General features: G+C 42.1%; 24 protein-coding genes. 2 read left to right on the top strand and 22 right to left on the bottom strand.

The features are described 5' to 3' along the window. Nucleotides 1–5: 5 nt before the first annotated feature. From ccmI to ccmA, 9 genes are read right to left on the bottom strand one after another with little or no spacing between them, the layout of a single operon-like run. Entirely contained in the window at nt 6–1256 is a 1251-nt protein-coding gene (ccmI, locus tag NQT65_RS14845) for a c-type cytochrome biogenesis protein CcmI (protein ID WP_256851461.1), read from the bottom strand. After that, entirely contained in the window at nt 1256–1717 is a 462-nt protein-coding gene (locus NQT65_RS14840; RefSeq protein ID WP_256851460.1) for a cytochrome c-type biogenesis protein, read from the bottom strand. The genes ccmI and NQT65_RS14840 overlap by 1 nt, the downstream gene beginning before the upstream one ends. Next, a complete protein-coding gene (locus tag NQT65_RS14835; RefSeq protein ID WP_029773820.1) occupies nt 1717–2286 on the bottom strand; it encodes a redoxin family protein in 570 nt (189 codons plus the stop codon). Before NQT65_RS14835 ends, NQT65_RS14840 begins: the two co-directional genes overlap by 1 nt. Beyond that, on the bottom strand, nt 2286–4250 hold the full coding sequence (locus NQT65_RS14830; RefSeq protein WP_004588325.1) for a heme lyase CcmF/NrfE family subunit: 1965 nt from the start codon (nt 4248–4250) through the stop codon (nt 2286–2288). Before NQT65_RS14830 ends, NQT65_RS14835 begins: the two co-directional genes overlap by 1 nt. 1 nt (nt 4251) lies before the next feature. Next, nucleotides 4252–4731 carry a cytochrome c maturation protein CcmE gene (ccmE, locus tag NQT65_RS14825; protein WP_126007827.1) on the bottom strand — a complete coding sequence of 160 codons (480 nt, stop codon included), beginning with the start codon at nt 4729–4731 and terminating at the stop codon, nt 4252–4254. Continuing rightward, nucleotides 4728–4931, bottom strand: coding sequence for a heme exporter protein CcmD (gene ccmD / locus NQT65_RS14820; RefSeq protein WP_004588323.1), 204 nt, complete (start codon nt 4929–4931; stop codon nt 4728–4730). Before ccmD ends, ccmE begins: the two co-directional genes overlap by 4 nt. A gap of 3 nt (nt 4932–4934) precedes the next feature. Further along, nucleotides 4935–5672, bottom strand: coding sequence for a heme ABC transporter permease (locus NQT65_RS14815; RefSeq protein WP_004588322.1), 738 nt, complete (start codon nt 5670–5672; stop codon nt 4935–4937). Nucleotide 5673: 1 nt separating this feature from the next. Next, entirely contained in the window at nt 5674–6360 is a 687-nt protein-coding gene (ccmB, locus tag NQT65_RS14810) for a heme exporter protein CcmB (protein ID WP_004588321.1), read from the bottom strand. Beyond that, nucleotides 6360–6980 carry a cytochrome c biogenesis heme-transporting ATPase CcmA gene (gene ccmA / locus NQT65_RS14805; RefSeq protein ID WP_256851459.1) on the bottom strand — a complete coding sequence of 207 codons (621 nt, stop codon included), beginning with the start codon at nt 6978–6980 and terminating at the stop codon, nt 6360–6362. The genes ccmB and ccmA overlap by 1 nt, the downstream gene beginning before the upstream one ends. 113 nt (nt 6981–7093) lie before the next feature. On the opposite strand from ccmA, the gene fliK reads away from it, so the two are divergent. Together fliK and NQT65_RS14795 are read left to right on the top strand one after the other, a co-directional pair. Then, entirely contained in the window at nt 7094–9406 is a 2313-nt protein-coding gene (gene fliK / locus NQT65_RS14800; RefSeq protein WP_256851458.1) for a flagellar hook-length control protein FliK, read from the top strand. A 1-nt stretch (nt 9407) separates the two neighbouring features. Further along, on the top strand, nt 9408–9728 hold the full coding sequence (locus NQT65_RS14795) for an EscU/YscU/HrcU family type III secretion system export apparatus switch protein (protein WP_029773817.1): 321 nt from the start codon (nt 9408–9410) through the stop codon (nt 9726–9728). Between the two features lie 82 nt (nt 9729–9810). On the opposite strand, the gene NQT65_RS14790 is transcribed toward NQT65_RS14795, so the two are convergent. Genes NQT65_RS14790 through flhF form a run of 13 tightly spaced genes read right to left on the bottom strand, consistent with a single transcriptional unit; the run spans nt 9811 to nt 21742 of the window. Further along, nucleotides 9811–10212 carry a DUF2802 domain-containing protein gene (locus NQT65_RS14790; protein ID WP_004588317.1) on the bottom strand — a complete coding sequence of 134 codons (402 nt, stop codon included), beginning with the start codon at nt 10210–10212 and terminating at the stop codon, nt 9811–9813. A gap of 17 nt (nt 10213–10229) precedes the next feature. After that, nucleotides 10230–10727, bottom strand: a complete 498-nt coding sequence (locus tag NQT65_RS14785) for a chemotaxis protein CheW (protein ID WP_004588316.1) — start codon at nt 10725–10727, stop codon at nt 10230–10232. A 24-nt stretch (nt 10728–10751) separates the two neighbouring features. Beyond that, on the bottom strand, nt 10752–11534 hold the full coding sequence (locus NQT65_RS14780) for a chemotaxis protein CheW (RefSeq protein ID WP_256851457.1): 783 nt from the start codon (nt 11532–11534) through the stop codon (nt 10752–10754). Nucleotides 11535–11537: 3 nt separating this feature from the next. Further along, a complete protein-coding gene (locus tag NQT65_RS14775) occupies nt 11538–12308 on the bottom strand; it encodes a ParA family protein (RefSeq protein WP_004588314.1) in 771 nt (256 codons plus the stop codon). 12 nt (nt 12309–12320) lie between these two features. Beyond that, nucleotides 12321–13286: a flagellar motor protein MotB gene (locus NQT65_RS14770; protein ID WP_256845322.1), complete on the bottom strand. Its 966-nt coding sequence runs from the start codon at nt 13284–13286 to the stop codon at nt 12321–12323. A gap of 5 nt (nt 13287–13291) precedes the next feature. Then, nucleotides 13292–14056 (bottom strand): flagellar motor protein, encoded by a 765-nt coding sequence (locus NQT65_RS14765; protein WP_029773814.1) that lies wholly within the window; start codon nt 14054–14056, stop codon nt 13292–13294. Next, nucleotides 14049–15194, bottom strand: a complete 1146-nt coding sequence (locus tag NQT65_RS14760; RefSeq protein ID WP_256851456.1) for a protein-glutamate methylesterase/protein-glutamine glutaminase — start codon at nt 15192–15194, stop codon at nt 14049–14051. The genes NQT65_RS14765 and NQT65_RS14760 overlap by 8 nt, the downstream gene beginning before the upstream one ends. 51 nt (nt 15195–15245) lie before the next feature. Continuing rightward, nucleotides 15246–17453, bottom strand: coding sequence for a chemotaxis protein CheA (locus tag NQT65_RS14755; protein WP_256851455.1), 2208 nt, complete (start codon nt 17451–17453; stop codon nt 15246–15248). A 15-nt stretch (nt 17454–17468) separates the two neighbouring features. Then, nucleotides 17469–18236, bottom strand: coding sequence for a protein phosphatase CheZ (locus NQT65_RS14750; protein WP_055015934.1), 768 nt, complete (start codon nt 18234–18236; stop codon nt 17469–17471). Nucleotides 18237–18251: 15 nt separating this feature from the next. Further along, nucleotides 18252–18635: a chemotaxis response regulator CheY gene (cheY, locus tag NQT65_RS14745; RefSeq protein ID WP_004588308.1), complete on the bottom strand. Its 384-nt coding sequence runs from the start codon at nt 18633–18635 to the stop codon at nt 18252–18254. Nucleotides 18636–18676: 41 nt separating this feature from the next. Continuing rightward, entirely contained in the window at nt 18677–19387 is a 711-nt protein-coding gene (locus NQT65_RS14740; RefSeq protein WP_024032309.1) for an RNA polymerase sigma factor FliA, read from the bottom strand. Between the two features lie 26 nt (nt 19388–19413). Next, nucleotides 19414–20274, bottom strand: coding sequence for a MinD/ParA family ATP-binding protein (locus NQT65_RS14735; RefSeq protein WP_054983003.1), 861 nt, complete (start codon nt 20272–20274; stop codon nt 19414–19416). After that, nucleotides 20267–21742, bottom strand: coding sequence for a flagellar biosynthesis GTPase FlhF (gene flhF / locus NQT65_RS14730; RefSeq protein ID WP_256851454.1), 1476 nt, complete (start codon nt 21740–21742; stop codon nt 20267–20269). Before flhF ends, NQT65_RS14735 begins: the two co-directional genes overlap by 8 nt.

Here is a 21742-nt window from a genome sequence, read left to right as displayed (position 1 = left end):
TGTCCTTAAGGTATTAATGTATCAATTTGAAGTTGGTAGTCACTTACGTTTTCACGTTGTAGTGTCTCAGAGTGACCCTCTAACTCACCACTACTTGGCATAACTGACTCATCGATTGAGATCCGCGCTGTGATCACAATATCTTTAGCACTTGATAAGTTTAACCCATCAACCATTGCATTAGCATCAGTGAGTTGCACCGTTAGCGGAAAGCTGTATTCATTTAGTTTAACAACCGCTAATGGCATAGGAGAGCCTTGAGCAGCCTTGGCAAAAATAAATAAAGTCCCCTGCTGTGGCTGCTTATCGAAAAGCTCATCCGCTAAGCTCACAGTAACACTAATAGCACTATTATCAGAGACCGGCATTACAGAGCCCTCATTTTGCATTTGTTGCTCTATATCAGAAATACGCTGCGCTATCATTGAATAACGCGTATCGCTTTTATCCATGCTTGCCAGTAATACTTCAAACGCCGCTTTGGCTTGCGGCCAGTCCTTGCGCTCATAGGCAATAAGCGCTAATAAAGAAATAGCATCAAGGTTTGTTGGTTCAACCTTTAGCACTTTAGATAGCATACCCGCTGCACGCGTCATGTTCTCTTCGCTGCCTTCAAGCAGTAAAACTTGACTGTAGCTAATGAGTACTTGCATATTGTCTGGGTTCATTCGCAGGGCTTTATCAAACGATTGCTGCGCCATATCAAATTCATTTAACGACATAGCCACACGTCCAAGCAACATCCACGCAACTTCGTCATCGCCTGATTCACTAAGCTTAGTGCGCAGCGCTAAAGCAAACGCTTGCAACTCGTTTTGAGTTAGTGGCTCACCTTTTTGCATTACCGCACGCTCGCCATAATCTGCAAGGTTATCCATTGCATCATACCACGCTGCTATTTGCTGCTGGCTCCCTGTAAAGGTGTAAAAAACACCGGTGAGGGCTAATAAAAATGCTGCGCCTGTTAAAGCAAAAATACGGTTATTACCTTTGCTATTAAGCGATTTTTCTGGTGAAAGCTCGTTCAATAAACGACGTTTTAGCTCAATAACCGATTCACTGTGGCTTTGCGCATCAATACGTTGATTGTCTAAGTCGTTTTGCAGCTCAACTAAACGCTGCTCGTAAATGCTGATCAATTCTGCATTAGCATTGTGAGTAATGGTTTGCACGCGCTCTTTTTTTAAAAAAGGCAACATAATAAAAGCCAGTGCAATTAGTGTGAGTAAAGTAAAACACGCCCACATTAAAATCATTAATTTTGCTCCTGACGTTTATTTTCTGCAATTAACTTAGCAAGTTTTGCTTCATCATCGCTGTTCCAGGTTTGCTTAACTGACGCCTTACGCTGGCGAATTACAATAAAACCAAAACCCAAAATAACAATAAGTACAGGTAAAACCCAAAGTACTAATGTGGCTGGTGTTACAGGCGGATCGTAATGAACAAAATAACCGTATCTGTCTATCATGTAATCGATTACTTCGTCTTTTGTTTTACCTTCTTTTACCAACGCGAGTACCTTGTCGCGTAAATCTTTTGCAACAATGGCATCAGAGTCTGCAATATTTTGGTTTTGACATTTAGGGCACCTGAGCTCTTTGGTTAACTCTTCAAAGCGCACAGCTTGTTGGTTATTGTCAAACTGGTAGCGATCTTGATCGGCATACACTGCCATACTTATAAAAAAGCTCAGGGTTAATAAAAACACTCGCATTAATTTAGCTCCTGCATAACAGGGGCAAATTTAGCACGCCATACGCGCGGGTTTAGATCCCCTGTATGGTGTAATAAAATTTTACCCGTTTTATCCACTAAAAATGTTTCAGGGGCACCCGATACACCTAAATCAAGTGACAAGGTACGGTGCAAGTCTAAAATATTAAATTGGTATGGGTCGCCAGCACGGCTGAGCATATCGCTCACATCGGTGCGCAAAGCCTGCATATCAAATGGGCCATCAAAATCGGCATCGTACCCTTGTACATAGTACAAACCAATAATTTTTACGCCTTGCTCGCGTAGCTTAGTTAAATACCCTAGTTCAACTAAACATGTAGGGCACCAAGTCCCCCATACATTAAGTAAATAAACTTCGCCTTTTAGGCTTTCATCTGTCCAGCGCTTATCATCTTGCATTAAATCAGGCAGGTTAAACGCAGGCATCGTTTGGCCTAGTCGTCCGGTTTGAATTTCACGCGGGTTGGCAAACAAACCTTGATACAAAAATACACATAAAAATATGAATATTAATAACGGTGCTAAAGCTAAAATTTTACGGTTCATTACGCATTCTCCAACGCTTTTTTGCGTGTACTTGCTGATGTACGGTAGCGTTTATCGAATAAAATCATAAACCCTGCAAGCGATATAAGTACACCGCCTATCCACATCCAACGCACGAACGGTTTGTGATAAATACGCAGTGACCATGCCCCTTTACTTAATTGCTCACCGAGCGCTAAATATAGGTCGCGAGTAAAGCCGGCATCAATTGCCGCTTCGGTCATAAATTGCATACCGATATCGTATTTGCGTTTTTCTGCATGTAACTCAGTCACTAGCTTATCGTTATTAAATACCGACACTACACCAGCATGTCCACTGTAGTTAGGGCCGCGTATTGCTTTAACGCCATCAAATCGGTATTCGTATTGGTTAAGCGTGACAATATCGCCTTGCTTCATAGAAACATCACGCTCCACCGAGTACGCCGAAGTAAGCGTAACGCCAGCAATAACAAATGCTAAACCAACGTGACCTAGCACCATAGCCCAGTAGCTAATACCTAAACGTTTAATGCCTTCTTTTAGCGTTCCGTGAACCGACGCCTTAGCGTATAAATCTATGGCAGTAGAGACAGCAACCCATACACCTAAGGTAGTGGCTAATAATGTAAGTGGTTTTACGACATCGTAGCTTGAGAACAACCACGCACAGGTAATAACAACACTTATTAACACACCTATTAATACTTTATTTTGTAGTACAGCCCACTTGTTTTGTTTCCAACGAAGAAATGGCCCAATTCCCATTAATATGGCAAATGGTACTAATAAAATGGCAAACATTTTATTAAAGAACGGTTCGCCAATAGAAATACTGCCTAGGCCCATTTCTTTATGCACCATAGGTAACAAAGTACCTAAAAGAACAATTAATGTGGCTACCACTAAAAATATGTTGTTAAGCCATAACGCCACTTCGCGTGATACAAACTTGTAACGGCCTTCGCTTTTAACTTGTGATACGCGCAGCGCATACAACGATAAACCGCCGCCAACAACAATGCCTAAAAAGGCTAGAATGAATAAACCTCTATCGGGGTCAGTGGCAAATGCATGCACCGATACAATAATGCCTGAGCGAACAATAAAGGTGCCTAATAAGCTTAGGGAAAATGCAGCGATGGCAAGCAGCACAGTCCACGATTTAAATACACCGCGCTTTTCTGTCACGCTCAAAGAGTGCAATAAAGCCGTAGCAACTAGCCAGGGCATAAGCGATGCGTTTTCTACCGGATCCCAAAACCACCAGCCACCCCAGCCAAGCTCAGAGTAAGCCCACCAGCTGCCTATGGTTATTCCTAAACTTAAAAAGCCCCAAGCAGTCATCGTCCATGGGCGAGACCATTTAGCCCAGGTGTTATCAAGTTTACCTGTTAAAAGTGCTGCAATAGCAAATGAAAACGCAACCGATAACCCCACATATCCCATATACAGTAATGGCGGATGAATGATCATACCTGGGTCTTGTAGAAGCGGATTTAAATCACGCCCTTCAACAGGGAAATACGGCAGTAAGCGTTCAAATGGGCTTGAAAGCAGTAGTGTGTACATCATAAAACCGACACCTAAAAAGCCAAGCACACCTAAAACACGTGCACGCAACACCCAAGGTAGCGATTTAGAACGCATAGCAACCACGGCGGTCCACCCTGCTTGCATTACAAGCCACAGTAAAATAGCGCCTTCGTGCCCACCCCACGTAGAGGTGATTTTATAATACCAAGGCAACGTACTACTTGAATGATACGCCACATAAGATACCGTAAAGTCATCAGTTAAGCTGGCATAGATAAGCGCAGCAAACGAGAGAAGTACAAAAGCAAACTGCCCAACGGCTAAAGATGGGGCCGCACGCATTAAACGAAGATTACCGGTATGCGCGCCCCATAGCGGAAAAATACACAGTAAAACGCTTAGCACCATAGCAAGCGTTAAAGAAAAATAACCAAGTTCTGGGATCATATTAGCTACCGCTATCTAGGTTGTATTTTGGTTTTTCGTGTTTAATTCCTTTTACGGCTTCTGCAACTTCTGCTGGCATGTATTCTTCATCATGCTTAGCCAGTACTTCAAAAGCTTCAATCACGTTTGGTTCTACAAGCACACCTTGCGCTACAATACCTTGGCCTTCGCGAAATAAGTCAGGCAAAATGCCTTGGTATTTAATTGTTACCAATGGCCCGGTATCAATCAGTTTAAAGCTGACTTGTAAACTTTGTTCATTTCGAACGACAGAACCCGGCACAACCATACCGCCAATACGCAACTTTTGCCCTATTTGCGGCTTTTCTTTATCTGGGCCTTTGCCGTCTATTAGCTCGCTTGGTGTATAAAATAAGTTTATGTTTTCTTGTAGTGCATAAAGCACTAGGCCTACAGAGGCACCAATACCAAACAGTACTGCAATAATTACCAATAGGCGTTTTTTACGTCTTGGGTTCATGAGATTTGTTCCTGCTTCGCTTTTTTAATTCGCGCTTCACGCGCAACTTGCTGCTCTACTGAGGCCATAATACGTTTTGTATCACGTAAAGAGCTAAATAAAATGCCCAACAAAATTAAGGCGCATGTACCAAATGAAAGCCACACGTAAAACCCGTAGCCTCCCATTGCAATAAAATCAGAAAAAGAGTCAAACTGCATAATTTACCCCTTACTTAACAAGGCTCGAACCCAAGGTCGATGCTTTTCACGTTGTAATATTTCATTTTTAAGGCGAATTAACGTTACAGTGCCCACAAACGCTGCAAATGCTAAAATGTTTACCATAAGCGGCCAAAACATACTTGGGTCAATGGCTTTTGTATCAAGCTTTGTGATTGTTGCGCCTTGGTGCAGAGTGTTCCACCACTCTACGGAGTAGTGAATAACAGGTAAATTAATTACCCCTACAATGGCTAAAATAGACGCTGCGCGCCCTGCTGATTTTTTATCTTCAAAGGCATGGTAAAGCGACAGCACGCCTAAGTATAAAAACAATAAAATAAGTTCAGAGGTTAAACGTGCATCCCATACCCACCAAGCACCCCACATAGGTTTACCCCATGCAGCGCCGGTAATTAAGGCAATAGCTGTAACACAAGCTCCCACCGGGGCAATAGCAATTACAGCAAGTTCAGCGTTACGTAATTGCCACACTAAAGCGACAATAGCTGCTATAGCCATAGAAGAGTATGCGCCCATAGACAAAATAGCCGATGGAACATGAATGAAAATAATACGGTAGCTGTCTTTTTGTTGATAATCAGCCGGTGCAAAACCTAAGCCCCAAATCCAACCAACAAGCATACTTATAACCGTAACAACGGCAAAATAAGGCAGTAACGTATTACATAATTGATATGCGCGCTCTGCTTTTGCGTAGGGATGTAACCACTTCCACATATTAACTTACACTCACTTTTAATGCTGACGATATGGCGATGGGTGCGCACATAATAGCAACTACTAACATGGCCCCAAGAATGGCAAGCTGCCCGCTATAATCCAGCGACATAGTACTGGTATCAATGGCTGACGTTGCAAAAATTAAAACAGGAATATACAAAGGCAACACTAATAGGCTCATTAAAATGCCGCCTTTTTGTAATCCCACAGTAAGGCCAGCCCCAATTGCACCAATAAAGCTTAATAGTGGCGTGCCTAATAATAATGTTAATACGGTCGCTAACAGCGCAGAGCTCTCTAAATTAAGCAATAAAGCAAATAACGGTGTCATTAATACTAATGGTAAACCGGTAACAACCCAATGCGCCGCGACTTTAGCCAACACGGTGAGTGATAGCGGGTACGATGAAGCAATTAGCTGCTCCAACGAGCCATCGTTATAGTCGTCTCTGAATAATTTATCGAGTCCAAGCATGGTAGAGAGCAAAGCTGCTACCCAAATAATACCTGGCGCCATTCTGTTTAATAGACCGGGCTCTGGGCCAATTGCTAACGGAAATAAAGAAATAACAATGAGAAAAAACAAGATAGGATTGATAATTTCAGCACGCTGGCGAAACGCAAGCTTTACATCTTTACTAAATACCGCACTAAACAGCAGCCAATATGAATGTTGACGAGTCATCAGTAACGATACTCCAAGGTCACCGTTTGTAGGTTTTCAAACTGTGTTGTTAAATCTTGATGGGTTGTTAGTAAAATAGCGCCACCACTTTTTAAGTGCTCAGAAAAACGTTGTTGTAAAAATGCAACGCCATTTTTATCAAGTGCAGTAAAGGGTTCATCAAGCACCCATAGTTTTGCATCGCTTAACCATAATCGCACTAAAGCGACACGACGCTGCTGCCCTGCAGAGAGCATTCTTACTGGCACATCTTCAAGGCCCACTAAGCCAAGCTTAGCTAAAATTGGATATAAGTCGGGCTCATTTGTATAGCCGTTAATGCGTAACCAATGGCGTACGTTTTCCAGTGCGCTGAGCTGCACATTGACACCGGTTTTATGGCCTATAAATAGCAGGTCTGTGGCGTACTCTTCATAATGCTTGGTAATAGCTTGCTGGTTATAAAAAATAGCGCCTTCATCAGGCACACTAAAGCCTGCGACAATACGCAATAATGATGTTTTGCCAGCCCCGTTAGGACCCGCTAATTGCATGATTTGACCGCTATTTAGGCTAAAATTAAGATCCGCAAACAAACAACGTTCTTGCTTGATGCAGGTGACGGACTTAATGTGTAACAAGATGACGTTTCTCTATGCCAAAAATTAGGCGTTAGTCTACCATAATGATAGGGTAATACGAATATTGCTTTAAAATCGATTCACGAAAATTAGCGAAAACTTGATTTAAAATAATGAATAATCCAACGCAAATCACATTATCTAATTCATTGGTTAATAACCAAAGCGCCCCGAGCACTTCGCACGAATTAGTACAATTACCAGAGCAGGTACTTGCGGCTAAAAATATTCAGTTTTCAAAAGGCTCAATTACACTCGATGTTTTAATAGATAAACACTGGCAAACTCTACGCTTAGGCATAACGCATCCCCCTCAAAATACAGACAAAATAGCAAGTGCTAACATACAGCTCAGCGCTGATGGAAAGCAGCTAAATATTACTCCTAACAATACCAATATTACACTTAGCAACGCATCACAACTGCAGCGTTTTTTAAATTATGTTAGTACCGGTAGTGAAATACAAAGTAAACCCTTGCCAGTCAATGTACAGCTTTCGCCGTCACCGCAGCTTATGATACCTAGCCTTAATGCCAGTATTGCAATTAACAAAGAAACCGCACAGCTGTTAAATACCGAGCAGCCATTACAGGTACTTATTAATACAACCAATAAAGGCGCACAAATAAATGTTATTAACCGCTTTGCTGACACCGTCCATACTCAAACTCTCAGCCAGCATAAAATTTCGCAGCTATTAACTAACTTACTGCCCAGCGCGCAACTACAAGCAACGCCTAAATTAGCTATTATTTCGCACCCTCAGCATAGCGGCTCGTTCACAACACCGATAACTAATAAACAGCTTAGTGAATTGCCTAGCAAGCCCGTGGCAGTCAATATTACCAATAAAGCAGATAAGCTGCTCATTAAAACTAACTTACCTAAAATGCAGGTCGCACTTAATAACTCATTTAGTAAACCCTTTACCGACTTGGTTTTATCACAGCAGCAAAATGCAGCCAGACCCCCCGCTGATAAAACAAGCCCGCAGTTAAGTGCACAAAGCCCTATAAAGTCATGGTTACAAAGCAGCTTTAGTGATTTAAAAACGCGAATTAACGATGCCGTTAAATACTTTGAAAACAAACCCTTTGCGAGTAAAACACCACCTTTGCAGGCTCAACAAGCTAAGCTTGATGTAAATAAAACGCCGACACCAATAAACACGCTAACAAACCCTAATTTAAGCAAGCTAAATATAACCGCAGAAGTGGCTAATCATTCTTTTACCCCTAACAGCCCTTTAGCTAAACACTTTGCGCAGCTGCCTCCTTTAGTGCAAATAACCCAGCAATTAAAGGCGAGTGTGTTGTTATGGCAATCAGCAAACAACACAGCTCAGCCCCAAGCAGTGAGCGCCCAACCAACAAATGTAAGTACGCAAGGCAACGCTTCTGCGCCGCTGAGTTTAAAAACACTACATGCCACAACTTCACAGGTAAATACTCCCAATCAACCCAGTTTGTCTCACTCGCTTTTTAACACAGCTGTAAGTCAGCAGTTACAACCAACAGAAGCTAAACTTTTAACCTCGCTTTTAAATTTGCCAACAGAGAGTGAGCGCCCAAATAGTGCTTCCAACCCTAAGACATTGTTGAGTAGCCAAATTACTGACATAGCAAGTAAAGCTACACAAAATACACCTGATCTTACGCGTTTAGTGAATCAAGCTTTTAATAGAATGGTCTCCAGTACTAATGTGCACCCAGCCACCATACAACGAGAGCTTTTAAGTACCTTACAACCGCTTACTACGCCAAACGACACACTACAAAGTAGCTTTACAAAAGGGCTTGAGCAACTTGCGGTTACTATTTTAGCGGCGCCAATAATAAGCCAACCAAGTACTTCGCTAACGTTTAATAACCACACAGGCGTGGATGCCCTACTTAATGTGCTTTTACCTACTTTTAAAGTAGGTAATGGCGCGGAAAAACTATTAGAGCAACTTCAACTAACACAAATACAAGAGCTTGCCCCAGAGCTGCTACAAGTTAAAAATACCCTTAGCCAAGTACAAGTAACTACGCCAAACCAACAAAGCGACACAAACCCGCTAGCACAGTTTTTATTTCCGATGAAACTTCCGCCTGAAGCGGGACAAACAGAGATAACCTTAGGGCAATATAAAAAAGCCAGTGTAGATAAAACCGAAAAAAACGTGTGGTTTGTTAGATTAAATTTTGATTATGCACAGCAAGGGCAATTACAAATAGTGGCTGAGCTTATGGACAAAGCGCTCGATTGCCAGCTGCTTGCCTCTAGCCAAGAAGTAAGTGCAATTGCACACCCTCACTTAGATAGCCTCAGGGCTAAATTAGCTCAGCATGGCTTGCAAGTAGGCGAGCTAAACTTAAAACGCGCAGATGCTAGTCATCAAGCGTTTTATCAATCGCATGCCATTATAAATATTAAGGTTTAACATGACTGACACCTCTAATTTAGCAGCAAATAATAAATCTGCGATTGGCCTGTTGTATGAAGCAGGAAGTACCCCCGCGGTAAGTGTAAAAGGGTTTGGCGAGTTGGCCGATGAAATAATCGCAGCAGCAAAACAAAAAGGCATTATGATCCACCAAGATGAAGCACTTGCTAAAACACTCTCACACTTAGGATTGGGAGAGGAAATACCTAAAGAGCTTTATTATGTTATTGCTGAATTGATTGCTTTTTCGTACGTGCTTCGTGGGCAGTTCCCACCTGGCTGGCAAGACTTTCAAGGTAAGCTAAATGTAAAGGCCTAACTAGGTGGATGAATTATACCTACCCCCTTTATTAAGTATTACTGCACATTGGTATTACGTGTAGTTAAAAGCAAAAAAGACGCTAGGCGTCTTTTTGTTTATGTAACGAAAATAATAGTTCAGCCTCAGCCCTAGGAAGCTCGCACTCGCGTATCACCTCATCTAAATCTGCGCCAAGCTCAACCATTTTAACAGCACGAGAATATATTTTTGCGTCTGGGTCATCATATTTTTGGGCAGCTTGTTGTTGCATCAACTCTTGATTTTGTTGCTCAACTTCAAGTACGCGCTTACCAATACTTAAAAGCCCTGTTCTGAGCTCAGACACTTCACTGCGTAATATATGTGTTTGCTCTGAGGTATCTTTTAATTGCTGTGATACCGCATTAAGCTCCGCCGACTGTTTATTTTTTAATGCAACAATTAGCGCTAGGGATATTAAACCTATCCCTAGCGCTGCTATTGCGATACTGAGTAACAACATAATTTTAGTGGTAAAGCTTAAATATCGCTTAACTCATCCCATTCGTCATCGCTAAGTAATTTATTTAAATCGACTAAAATAAGTAATTCGTTATCGCGGTTACATACACCTTGGATAAACTTAGCGCTTTCTTCGGTACCAACATTTGGGGCGCTGTCTATTTCAGAGCTGCGTAAATACACAACTTCAGAAACACTATCAGCTAAAATACCAATTACTTGCTCTTCTGCTTCAATAATTAAAATGCGAGAGTTATCAGTTGCATCTGCAGCAGGCAAACCAAAGCGTGCACGAGTATCAATAACAGTGACTACGTTACCACGTAAATTTATAATGCCAATAACGTATGAAGGTGCTCCAGGTACTGGGGCAATTTCGGTATAACGTAAAATTTCTTGCACCTGCATTACGTTGACGCCATACGTTTCTTCTTCAAGCTTAAACGTTACCCACTGTAAAATTTCATCGTTGTTATCTGCGTTTTTATTCGCTGATAATAGTCTATCTTCGCTCATGCTGTTACCCCGTAATGGTCGTTACTACTGACGGCTATCTAAGCCTTTTTCTAATAGTGCATTTAAATTATCTACATCTATTAAAGCACACATTTTTTCTTTAATAACACCGGCAAGCCAAGGGCGTTTGCCACTGTTTTTTCGCCATTTTACATCTTCTTTACTCAATGTAATGTTATTTATTAACTTTTCAGCCAATAAACCCCAGTTGCTATCGCCTAAGGTTATTAAATACTGATAATTAAGAGACGCCTCTAACTTTTCATCGTACTTTTCAGGCATTACCCAACGGGCAGTATCAACTACGTTTAGCTTTTCATCTCTATTAAGCATAACGCCTTTAAACCACTTTGGCTTACCAAATAAATGATTTACTTCACCTAATTGATGAATTCCTCCAAGCGCTTTCAAAGGAACAGCCAATGTTAAGCCAGCCACTTCAAAAAACAGAGCCTGAAATTCACCTTCAAAGTAATCTTCTTGGCTATGTAATAAAGGAGCAGGTTCTGTACTTAACTGGGTTTGCACCTCAGGTGTCTCTACTGGCTCAGGCTCAATAGGTGCCGGTGGCGAAATAGTGGCGTCAGCCTCGCTATTACTCTCTTTTACTTGCAAAGAATAAAGCTGCTCGGTTACTTTTAATTGCGCTTTGGGCTTTAAAAGTTCTTCGTCGTTTTGTAAGGCACTAGGTACTTGCTCAAGTAGCTTTGCTACAGGCTCAAGGTTTTCCTCAGGTTCGTCTTCGCATAATAGCGCCCCTAAGTATTGAGTCATTACTTTTTCATTAGCAAATAATTGCTTACTCATTCATTAACCTTGTCCAATTAAATAATCTAATAACGCTTTATAAGCGTAAACCCCACGCGAACGTGGGCAAAACTCTATGGGTACCTTTTGTGCAAGGCTTGCATCTCTAAACTTTGTATCAACGGGGATCACCCCTGGCCATACTTTATCTTTATATGTATTTTGTAACGTTTTGTAGGCTTCAAGCGACGCTTTTGTGCGCTTATCATACATAGTAGGGATTATAGTATATTGGTACTGTTTCGCTTGAGAGCTTTGCATTAATTCCATAGTGCGCATCATTCTATCAAGCCCTTTGAGCGCCAAAAACTCAGTTTGCACAGGCACTAAAATACGTTCGCTGGCGGCTAATGCGTTCACCATTAAAACACCTAAAACGGGCGGGCAATCAAGCAGCGCATAATCGTAATGTTCACTAATTTTTGCAAGTGTTTTTTTTAAAATTAAGCCCATTCCCGTTTTATTGCCCATGCTTCTATCGAGGGTTGCTATAGCCATCGTCGCGGGCAATATATCCAGGTTTTCCATGGTAGAGGGGCACAATGCTTGAAGTATTTCTTCACTTTGCATTGAGGTGCCGCGAGCAAAAATATCGTACACACTGACTTCTAAATCTTCAGAATCAATACCAAAATAGTACGTTAGTGAGGCATGAGGGTCGGTATCTATGAGTAATACGCGTTTACCTTGCAAGGCCAAAATACCAGCAAGACTGACAGCCGTTGTGGTTTTACCTACACCGCCCTTTTGATTTGCTACTGTCCAAATCTTCACATTAAGTCCTAATTACTGTTCATTGCGCGTGGTGATTCTGATGCCACCATGAGGTAAACGAATTATTTTAATAGAGTTATCATCAGAGGGAAGTTCGACCTCTGGCTCAGGCGCAGCTTGTTGCACTTGCTCATCAGGCTCAGCTTCATTTTCGGTGGTTTGTTGTACTAAGCCATACTTAGAAAGCGCAATAACAACTTTACGATTCTCTGCTCGACCCGCTGCGGTGTCGTTTTCGGCAAAAGGTGAGTATTGCCCATACCCCTCGATTGCCATTCTAGCTGGGTTAATTCCTAACGTTTCTAATTCAACTAAAATAGAGGTCGCACGTGCAACTGACAACTCCCAGTTAGAGCGAAACATTTCATTGCGAATACTTTCGTTATCTGTGTAACCTCTTACCCTTATGTAGTTATCTACTGGGGCAATAATATCTTTTACAATTTTTACGACTTGCTTAGCTCGCGCATGGGCCACAGAGCTACCACTTGAGAACAGCATTCCTGAACTTAGCTCAATAATAAGCCAATCTTGATTGAGCTCTAAACTGGCTTCTCCATCACGAATTTCATCAATAAGTGCTGAATGTAATTTAGTTAACAAACTATCGAGTGGTTTACCTAAATGTTTTTGTTTTATATTGCTGGTATCACTATGCCCATCTAACAGCTCTGGGCCAGACTCCTGTTTTTGAATGCTCTCACCGTACAATATCTCTTGCTCAGGGGTAACTCGGTCAGTAAGTAGCCCTTCACCTGTAACGCCCTCACCTTGTTGCGATTGCTGCCTTGCTGATTTGTCAAAAACCTGTTCTAGGGAGTCTGAGAGGATTTGAAAACTTTCTTCTTTATTTATGGCAATGGCATACATAACCACAAAAAAGGCAAACATAATGGTCATGTAATCAGCATAAGAGACTAACCAACGTTCTGTATGTTGATTTTTTTCAGCTGATTGACGTAAGCGCCGGCGTAACATAAAAGTTACTCTACCACGACATTAGGGCGCTCTGTGCGATAAGCTTCAAGCTTTAATTCTATGTTTATAGGACTTTCGCCAAGGCTTATAGCAATCACCCCTTCGGCCATCATTTCATGGTAAAGCATTTTTTGCTCTACTCGCTGCTTAAGCTTATTGGCCATAGGTAAAAATAATAAGTTAGCTAAACCCACCCCATATATTGTTGCAATAAATGCGGTGGCGACCCCTGCACCTAGCTTTTGAGGGTCAGTAATAAATGACATTGCTTGAATAAGACCAAGTACAGCCCCTAAAATGCCTATAGTTGGGCTATATCCGCCCATGGCTTCGTACACTTTACTTGCTTCAAGTAAGCGGTCTCGTTCAAGCATTAAATCTATTTCTAAGGTGTCGCGTAGCTTTTGCTCCGAACACCCATCTACTAGTAAGCTAAGCCCTTTTGCTGCATAAGGATCTGGGTGACTAAGTGCCTCTTTTTCAAGCGCTAAGTACCCTTCCTGGCGAGCTTTATGCGACCACGTTTTAATTTGCTCTATGGCTTGCTCAATATTGTACTGGGGTGAAAAAAACACCCAATGGCTCATGCTTAGCGTTTTTTTAAAGGTGCTTGTCGCCGTTTGCAACATAACAGCCCCTAAGGTGCCGCCAAGTACAATAATAAGTGCAGGGCCATTAAATAACGCCGTGACAACGCCACCCTCTAAAGAGTAACCAATCGCTATAGCGCCCAGCGCAATGATTAACCCTAAAACAGAGAGCTTATCCACAACCAGTCTCTCTTTTTATTCTTGCTGCTACGTCGTTTAACGCTAAATGCTCAGAGGCAAGCCCAGCGTTGGCAATGGCTTGAGGCATACCGTATACCACACAGCTTTTTTCATCTTGCGCCCAAATTGTTGCGCCAGATTGCTTAAGCATTCGCGCGCCATCACGCCCATCAGCGCCCATGCCGGTTAAAACAATAGCAAGTACATCTCCTTGGTAGCTTTTGGCAACACTTGCAAAAGTAACATCAACGCTTGGTTTGTAGCTTATACGTTCACTATTATCTTCAAATACACGCAGCGTTTTGTTACCACTTCGCCCCTCTACCATCATTTGCTGTCCACCAGGTGCTAAGTAGGCTGTGCCGGCTTCTAGCCTGTCACCTTGTTGCGCTTCTTTAACGCGTATTTTGCAAAGGCTATTTAAACGTGCCGCAAACGCAGGCGTAAATGCCGCCGGCATGTGCTGAATTAACAAAATAGGGTGTGCAAAGTTAGCAGGTAATTGGGTTAATATGGTTTGTAAAGCAACTGGCCCGCCAGTTGAAGTGCCAATAGCCACTATTTGATAGTGTTTACCGCTGGCACGCGTGGGCATACTGGGTGTAGTTGTTGTCTGCACTGGGGCAGCACGTTGAAAGCTTCTATCAGGTTGTTTAAGCGAAGAGCTTGTTGTGGCTAGTTTGCTTGCAGGTGGAGCAGTAGTATTACTTGATGTTAATGGCCTAACAGGGCGTGGTGCACGCCTGCGACCAATTTCCTTCACTTTGGCTTGCAATAACTTGATTGCATCTTCGTTATTTCGTGCAATGTCTTCAAACTTTTTCGGTAAAAAGTCCATAGCTCCGGCATCAAGTGCATCTAAAGTTGCGGTTGCACCGTCGCGGGTTAATGAAGAAAACATAAGTATTGGCGTTGGGTTACTCGCCATAATTTCTTTTACTGCGCTAATACCATCAAGCACAGGCATTTCTACATCCATGGTGATCATATCTGGACGTAACTGCGCTGTTTTTTCTACGGCTTCTCTACCGTTAACAGCAAAACCTATTACTTCAATACCGCTGTCTTGTTCAAGAATTTCGCTTACTCGACGGCGAAAAAAACTGGAATCGTCAACAACTAAAACTTTTACGGCCATTGCGCTCTCTTATTAAATTTATGTGTAGGCATACACAGGTATGCCTACATTTTATCCTGCGTAATGCTTAAGCATATTAGGTACATCCAGAATCAGCGCAATACCACCGTCAGATGTAATTGTTGCACCAGCCATTCCAGGCGTACCTTGTAATAACGCATCAAGAGGCTTAATAACAACTTCTTCTTGGCCAATTAATGAATCAACCACAAAGCCAACTTGCTGAGTACCTATTTGTACAATTACCACATGACCTTGCGCTTTTCGCTGAGAACAATCAGCACCTTTAACTAGCCAATGCTCTAAGTAAAATAGCGGTATCGCTTTTTTACGAACAATAATTGTAAGCTGACCATCTACCACATTGGTTTTGGTTAAATCTAAGTGGAATATTTCACTCACACCAGCAAGTGGTAACGCAAACGTTTGCTCACCAACAATAACCATCAGCGTAGGTAAAATAGCCAGTGTTAATGGTACTTTTATCTCTAAAATAGTCCCTACGCCCAACTCTGACTGTATACTCACAGAGCCATTAAGCTGCGTAATTTTAGTTTTTACTACATCCATGCCTACGCCACGACCAGAAATATCAGATATCTCTTCTTTGGTCGAAAAGCCTGGTGCAAATATTAAGTTATACGCTTCTGTATCTGTTAAGCGACTTGCCTGATCATGATCAATAACGCCTTTACTGATCGCTATTTTTTTCAGTTTTTCCGCATCCATACCTGCACCATCATCTTTAATGGTTAACAAAATATGGTCGCCTTCTTGCGAAGCCGATAATGTAACGTTACCAGTTCTAGGCTTACCCGCAGCTTCACGCGCTGCTGGCATTTCAATTCCGTGGTCAACTGAGTTTCGTACTAAATGCACCAACGGATCGGCCAGTGCCTCAACTAAGTTTTTATCTAAATCGGTTTCTTCACCTACAAGCTGTAAATCAATTTCTTTATTTAAGCTACGGGCTAAGTCACGTACTACGCGAGGGAATCGGCCAAACACTTTTTTGATAGGCTGCATTCGCGTTTGCATTACTGCACCTTGAATATCAGCAGTGACCACATCAAGATTTGATATCGCCTTACCCATCGCTTCACTGTCTGTATTGGTCGCTAAACTGACCAACCTATTTCGTACTAATACCAACTCGCCAACCATATTCATTATTTGATCTAAACGCTTTGTATCAACACGTACTGTGGTTTCAGCAGGTGGAGGCGTAGCTTTTTTAGGTGCAGCGCTACTCGCTGGTTTTTCAGCCACTTTAGGTGTAGGCGCAGCGGCTTTTGCCGCCGGAGCTTGTTTTACTGCAGGTACTGGCGTAGGTTTTGCTGGCGTTTGTGCTACAGGTGCAGCCTTAGGTGGCTGCGGTGCAGGTGTGTCAGCTTCTTTTGATTCTGGTGCGGCACCTTTACCATGCAATTCATCAAGCAGTGCTTCAAATTCATCATCGCTGATTTCATCATCACCGCTATCATTTGTAACAGCCGCTGGTGGTGCTGTGTGTTTTACTTCTGGCTCACTGCTTGAAGTATCTCCTGCAACCGGACCAAAACTACCTACACCGTGTAATTCATCTAATAAACTGTCAAATTCATCATCGGTTATATCTGAACTTGAATCTGGCTCTGCACTTGGTTGCGACACTGGGCTTTGCCCTTTGCCGTGTAGCTCATCGAGTAAGCTTTCAAATTCATCTTCTGTAATTTCATCAATTTGCGTGCTATCTGCTGAAGGGCTTGAACCTGCCACATCAAATAGTTCATCAAATGCAAATGGGTCTTCATCATCTGTTGCGCTAACGGGAGCTGCGGGTTCTTGTTCAACAACTTCGGGGGCTGTTTCAGTAAGCTCGTCATCCGTAGGCGGTTGACCAAGTTTGTGAAGGGTTTCTAATAATTGAGGGTCTGCTGGGTCTGGCTGTTCGCGGTTTTGAATAGTGGCAAACATTTCATTAATGGTATCTAGTGCTTGTAAAATCACATCCATTAATTCTGAATTAACAGTTCTAACCCCTTGGCGTAAGAGATCAAATACGTTTTCAGCACCATGACAGGCATCAACAAGCTCAGTCATAGCTAAAAAGCCTGCCCCCCCTTTTACGGTATGAAAGCCCCTAAAAATAGCATTTAGTAACTCAGTATCTTCTGGGTTATTTTCTAGCTCAACTAACTGTTCAGATAAAAGCTCTAGGATTTCTCCAGCCTCTACAAGAAAGTCTTGTAAAATATCTTCATCGACTTCAAAGCTCATGCAGTTACTCTCCTCTTAGAAGCCCAAACTTGATAATAGGTCATCGACCTCGTCTTGGTCAGATACAACATCATTTCGCGACTCTTTATCAATAATAGGGCCTTCAGGACCTGCTAATGTTTGTGCGGCAACCAGTTCTTCTGTTTCTTGTTGTTCTTTACTTTCAACAATGCTGTCATCTTGTGCAGCAAATGCTGTTAAAAGGTGGATTAAACTTTCTTCTACTTCTCTGACTAATTCAATTACACGGCGGATAACCTGGCCGGTTAAATCTTGAAAATCCTGCGCCATTAGTACATTGGTCATTAAAGTTTGCAACTCATCGGTTTTATGATGAGAGCTGTTCATAAACTTGTCGATGCTGTGGCATAAGGTTTTAAACTCGCCCAGCTCTATTTCGCGGTTCATAAGCCTATCCCAAGTAGGCTTAATATGTGCAATTTCATCTGCTAGCTGCTGCGCAATAGGAAGGCTTGCTTCGACCGCATCCATTGTCTTATTAGCTGCATTTTCTGTCATTTCCATGACATAGTTTAAGCGCTTTTTCGCATCCGGTATTGCATCAGTGGTTAAATCGGTTAAACGCGTATCAAGTTCAAAGCTTTTAAGGGCTTCGTGTAATTGGCGTGTTAACTTACCTACTTCAGCAAAAAGCTGCGATTGCTCTTGAGAGGCAGTATCTAAAATTAATTGATCTGCTTTATCTTGCTCACCGTTTTCTAAAAAAACGACGAGCTGACGAGCTTGTTCTAAAGTAATTTGAGGCGCAGCTGGTGCTGACATAAGCCTCTCCTCTCATTAACCTAAGCGTTCAAACACTTTTTCTAATTTAGTTTTCAAAGTACCAGCAGTAAATGGCTTAACAATATAGCCATTAACACCTGCTTGCGCTGCCGCTATTATTTGTTCTTTTTTAGCTTCTGCCGTCACCATTAAAACCGGAATATGTTTTAATTTTTCGTCAGCTCTAATGGCTCTTAGCAAGTCAATACCCTGCATGCCTGGCATGTTCCAATCGGTTACAACAAAGTCAAAAACCTGATTTTGCAACATAGGTAATGCTGTAGAACCATCGTCAGCTTCTTGAACATTCGTGAACCCTAGGTCACGCAACAGATTTTTTATAATACGTCTCATTGTAGAGAAATCATCAACAACAAGAATTTTCATGTTTTTATCCAAAACATCCTCCGGTGAGGTCTTAACCTATAATTTACTTACTACTAGTTTATCCAGTCATTGATTTTTGCTTTGAGCTTAATCATCGCCTGACCATGTATCTGACTTACACGCGATTCACTTACATCGAGTATATGCCCAATTTCTTTTAAATTCATTTCATCGTTGTAATACAAAGAAAGCACCATTGCATCTCGCTCTGGTAAAGACTTTATTGCCTCTAACAATGAATTATTAAACCGTTCATTTTTAACATTATTAAATGGTTTGTCTAGCGCTAAATCTTGACCTGCAGGGCTAATAACATCTTCATCTACCCCTAGGTCTTCTATACCAAGCACTTTACTGGAATTAACATCATTTAAAATATGATGGTATTCTTCTAGCGAAATATCAAGTTTTTCAGCTACTTCAGTATCTTTTGGTTCTCTATTTAAGCTATTTTCTAATTCTGTGATGGTTTCGGCTACTAATCGGCTTTTGCGGTGCACCGAACGTGGTGCCCAATCCCCTCTGCGCATTTCATCAAGCATAGCGCCGCGAATACGAATACCAGCAAACGTTTCAAAGCTTGCCCCTTTACTGGCGTCAAAGTTTTTTGAGGCCTCGATAAGGCCAATCATTCCCGATTGGATTAAGTCATCAAGCTGAACGCTAGGAGGAAGACGAGCTATTAAATGGCACGCCACTTTTTTGACAAGCGACGCGTGCTTTTCAACAATCACATTTAAATTTTGTGTTGATTGATATCCCATAGCTCTTTTCACCGATGTTGTCATAATCAGCCGTTTACTAGCTTCTCAATGAAAAACTCTAAATGTCCTGAAGGTTGATTAGGTATAGGCCATTTTACTGCTTTTGTCGCTAATGTTTTAAACGCGACTGCTGCTGGTGAATTAGGGAAAAGATCGACAATTACTTTTTGTTTGCGCGTAGATTTACGCATATTTTCATCATATGGAATAGTCGCAACAAGCTCCATAGACACATCTAAAAAGCGGTCTGTTACTTTAGAGAGCTTTGCAAAAAGCTCTTGGCCCTCGCGCATACTGCGCACCATGTTTGCAACAATTTTAAATTTATAAACGCCATGCTCGCGGCTAAGTACTTTAATAAGCGCGTAGGCATCAGTAATAGAGGTCGGCTCGTCACACACCACCACCATGACATCTTGCGCTGCACGAGAAAAACTCAGCACCATGTCAGAAATACCAGCGGCGGTATCTACAATTAAAATATCAAATTCGGTATTAAGCTCACTAAAGGCACGAATTAACCCAGCATGCTCAGATGGGGTTAGCTCCACCATACTTTGCGAGCCTGATGTAGCAGGCACGATTTTAATACCGCCTGGGCCTTCAACTAAAATCTCGTCAAGTTCGCACTCGCCTGAAAGGACATGAGATAAGTTTTTTTCAACACGTAGTCCTAGCATTACATCACAATTAGCTAGGCCTAAATCGGCATCTAATACTAATACACGATTACCCTGCTGCCCTAAAGCAATAGCAGTATTTAAAGAGACGTTGGTTTTACCCACCCCTCCTTTACCGCCGGTGACAGCGATAACTTTTACGCCGTTGTTGTTGTTTTGACTCATTTTGCGCAGGCCGCTTGCTTGATCTAATACTGTGTTAATCATACATCCCTACTGTGCTTGACGCCACTGCTTGGTGTCTTGAATGTTGTGCTTTTGCTCTTTTTAAATACAATTGCTCAGCTTTTTTTACTAGTTTTTCAGCATTTGCAACGCGAATATCTTCTGGTACACGCTGACCATTAGTAAGATACCCTATTGGAAGGCGATTTTGAATCGCTATACTAATAATCTCACCTAAACTTAATGATTCATCTAACTTAGTGAAAATACAACCGCTTAGCTGAACCTTTTTAAAATGTCTTACGGTTTCTTGCAGTACATTTATTTGTGCTGTGGCACTTAATACTAAATAACTACGTATATCTACTCGCTGGTTGCGCATTAACGTATTTAATTGCTCTGTAAGGCGTAAATCACGTTGGCTCATACCCGCTGTATCAATTAATACTAGACGCTTATTGCGTAAATGATATAAAACTTCAGCTAATTCATTGGCATCTTTTACTTGTTTAACACCACAACCAATAATACGACCATACGTTGCAAGCTGCTCATACGCACCAATTCTGTATGTATCAGTGGTGATTAGGGCAACTTTGTCGGCGCCATACTTTTGTGCGCCTAATGCGGCAAGTTTAGCAACTGTGGTTGTTTTACCTACACCAGTAGGCCCAACAAGGGCATACACACCCCCTTGGCGAAGAATTTCGTTATTGGTGGTTTGCATTTGATCTTCAACCATTTGCAATAATGCTTTCCAACCTTGCTGACGCGATACGTCATCTGGGATAAAACACGCCATTTGCTCTGCAACGTCTTTATCTATTCCCATGCCAACTAAACGGTCAATCATGCATGCACGTGTAGGGTCGCGACGTGCCATATCTTGCTGCATTAAACCCGATACTTGGTGTTCTAGTAACTGGCGAATTGCGTTCATTTCATCACGCATCGCGCTCATTTGGGCGCTTTCGTTGTTATTAGTTTGGCTACGTGGTGCAACCGGCGCATCTAAATCGTCAAAGTCTTGATCTAAATCATCAAAGCCTAGGCTGTCTGCTTGGGTTTGCATGCGTTTTGGCGCTTCATTTTCGCGAGCAAACATATTTGTCGTACGTGGCTGTGCTGGCTCTTGGTAATGCTCAGACGTATCAATACCTGATTGCGAAAACATAGAGGCTAGCTCAGGAGAGCGAGGGCGTGGCGACTGACGCTCTAATAAAGCTTGTAAGCTATCAGCTACTTTTGCTTGTGGCTCAGGTTGCGCACGCTTAGGCTCTGGCTTTACAAAGTTATGAGTAGGCTGTTGCACGGCTCTTTGCGGAGCAGGCGCTGCCTGTGGTTGTGCTGCGGCTTTAGGGGCTGCTTTGTCGTAATCTACTGCGGCAACAATTTCTACACCATTAGCGAGTTTTTTGTTCGACATAATAACGGCATCAACACCTAGCTCATCTTTAACTTCTTTCAGTGCGGTGCGCATATCTTTTGCAAAAAAACGTTTAATCTTCAT

This window comes from Pseudoalteromonas agarivorans (genome assembly GCF_024518735.1).
Taxonomy (GTDB): domain Bacteria; phylum Pseudomonadota; class Gammaproteobacteria; order Enterobacterales; family Alteromonadaceae; genus Pseudoalteromonas; species Pseudoalteromonas atlantica.
The sequence above is the reverse complement of the archived record's forward strand: the minus strand, read 5'-3'. Positions and strand labels throughout refer to the sequence as shown.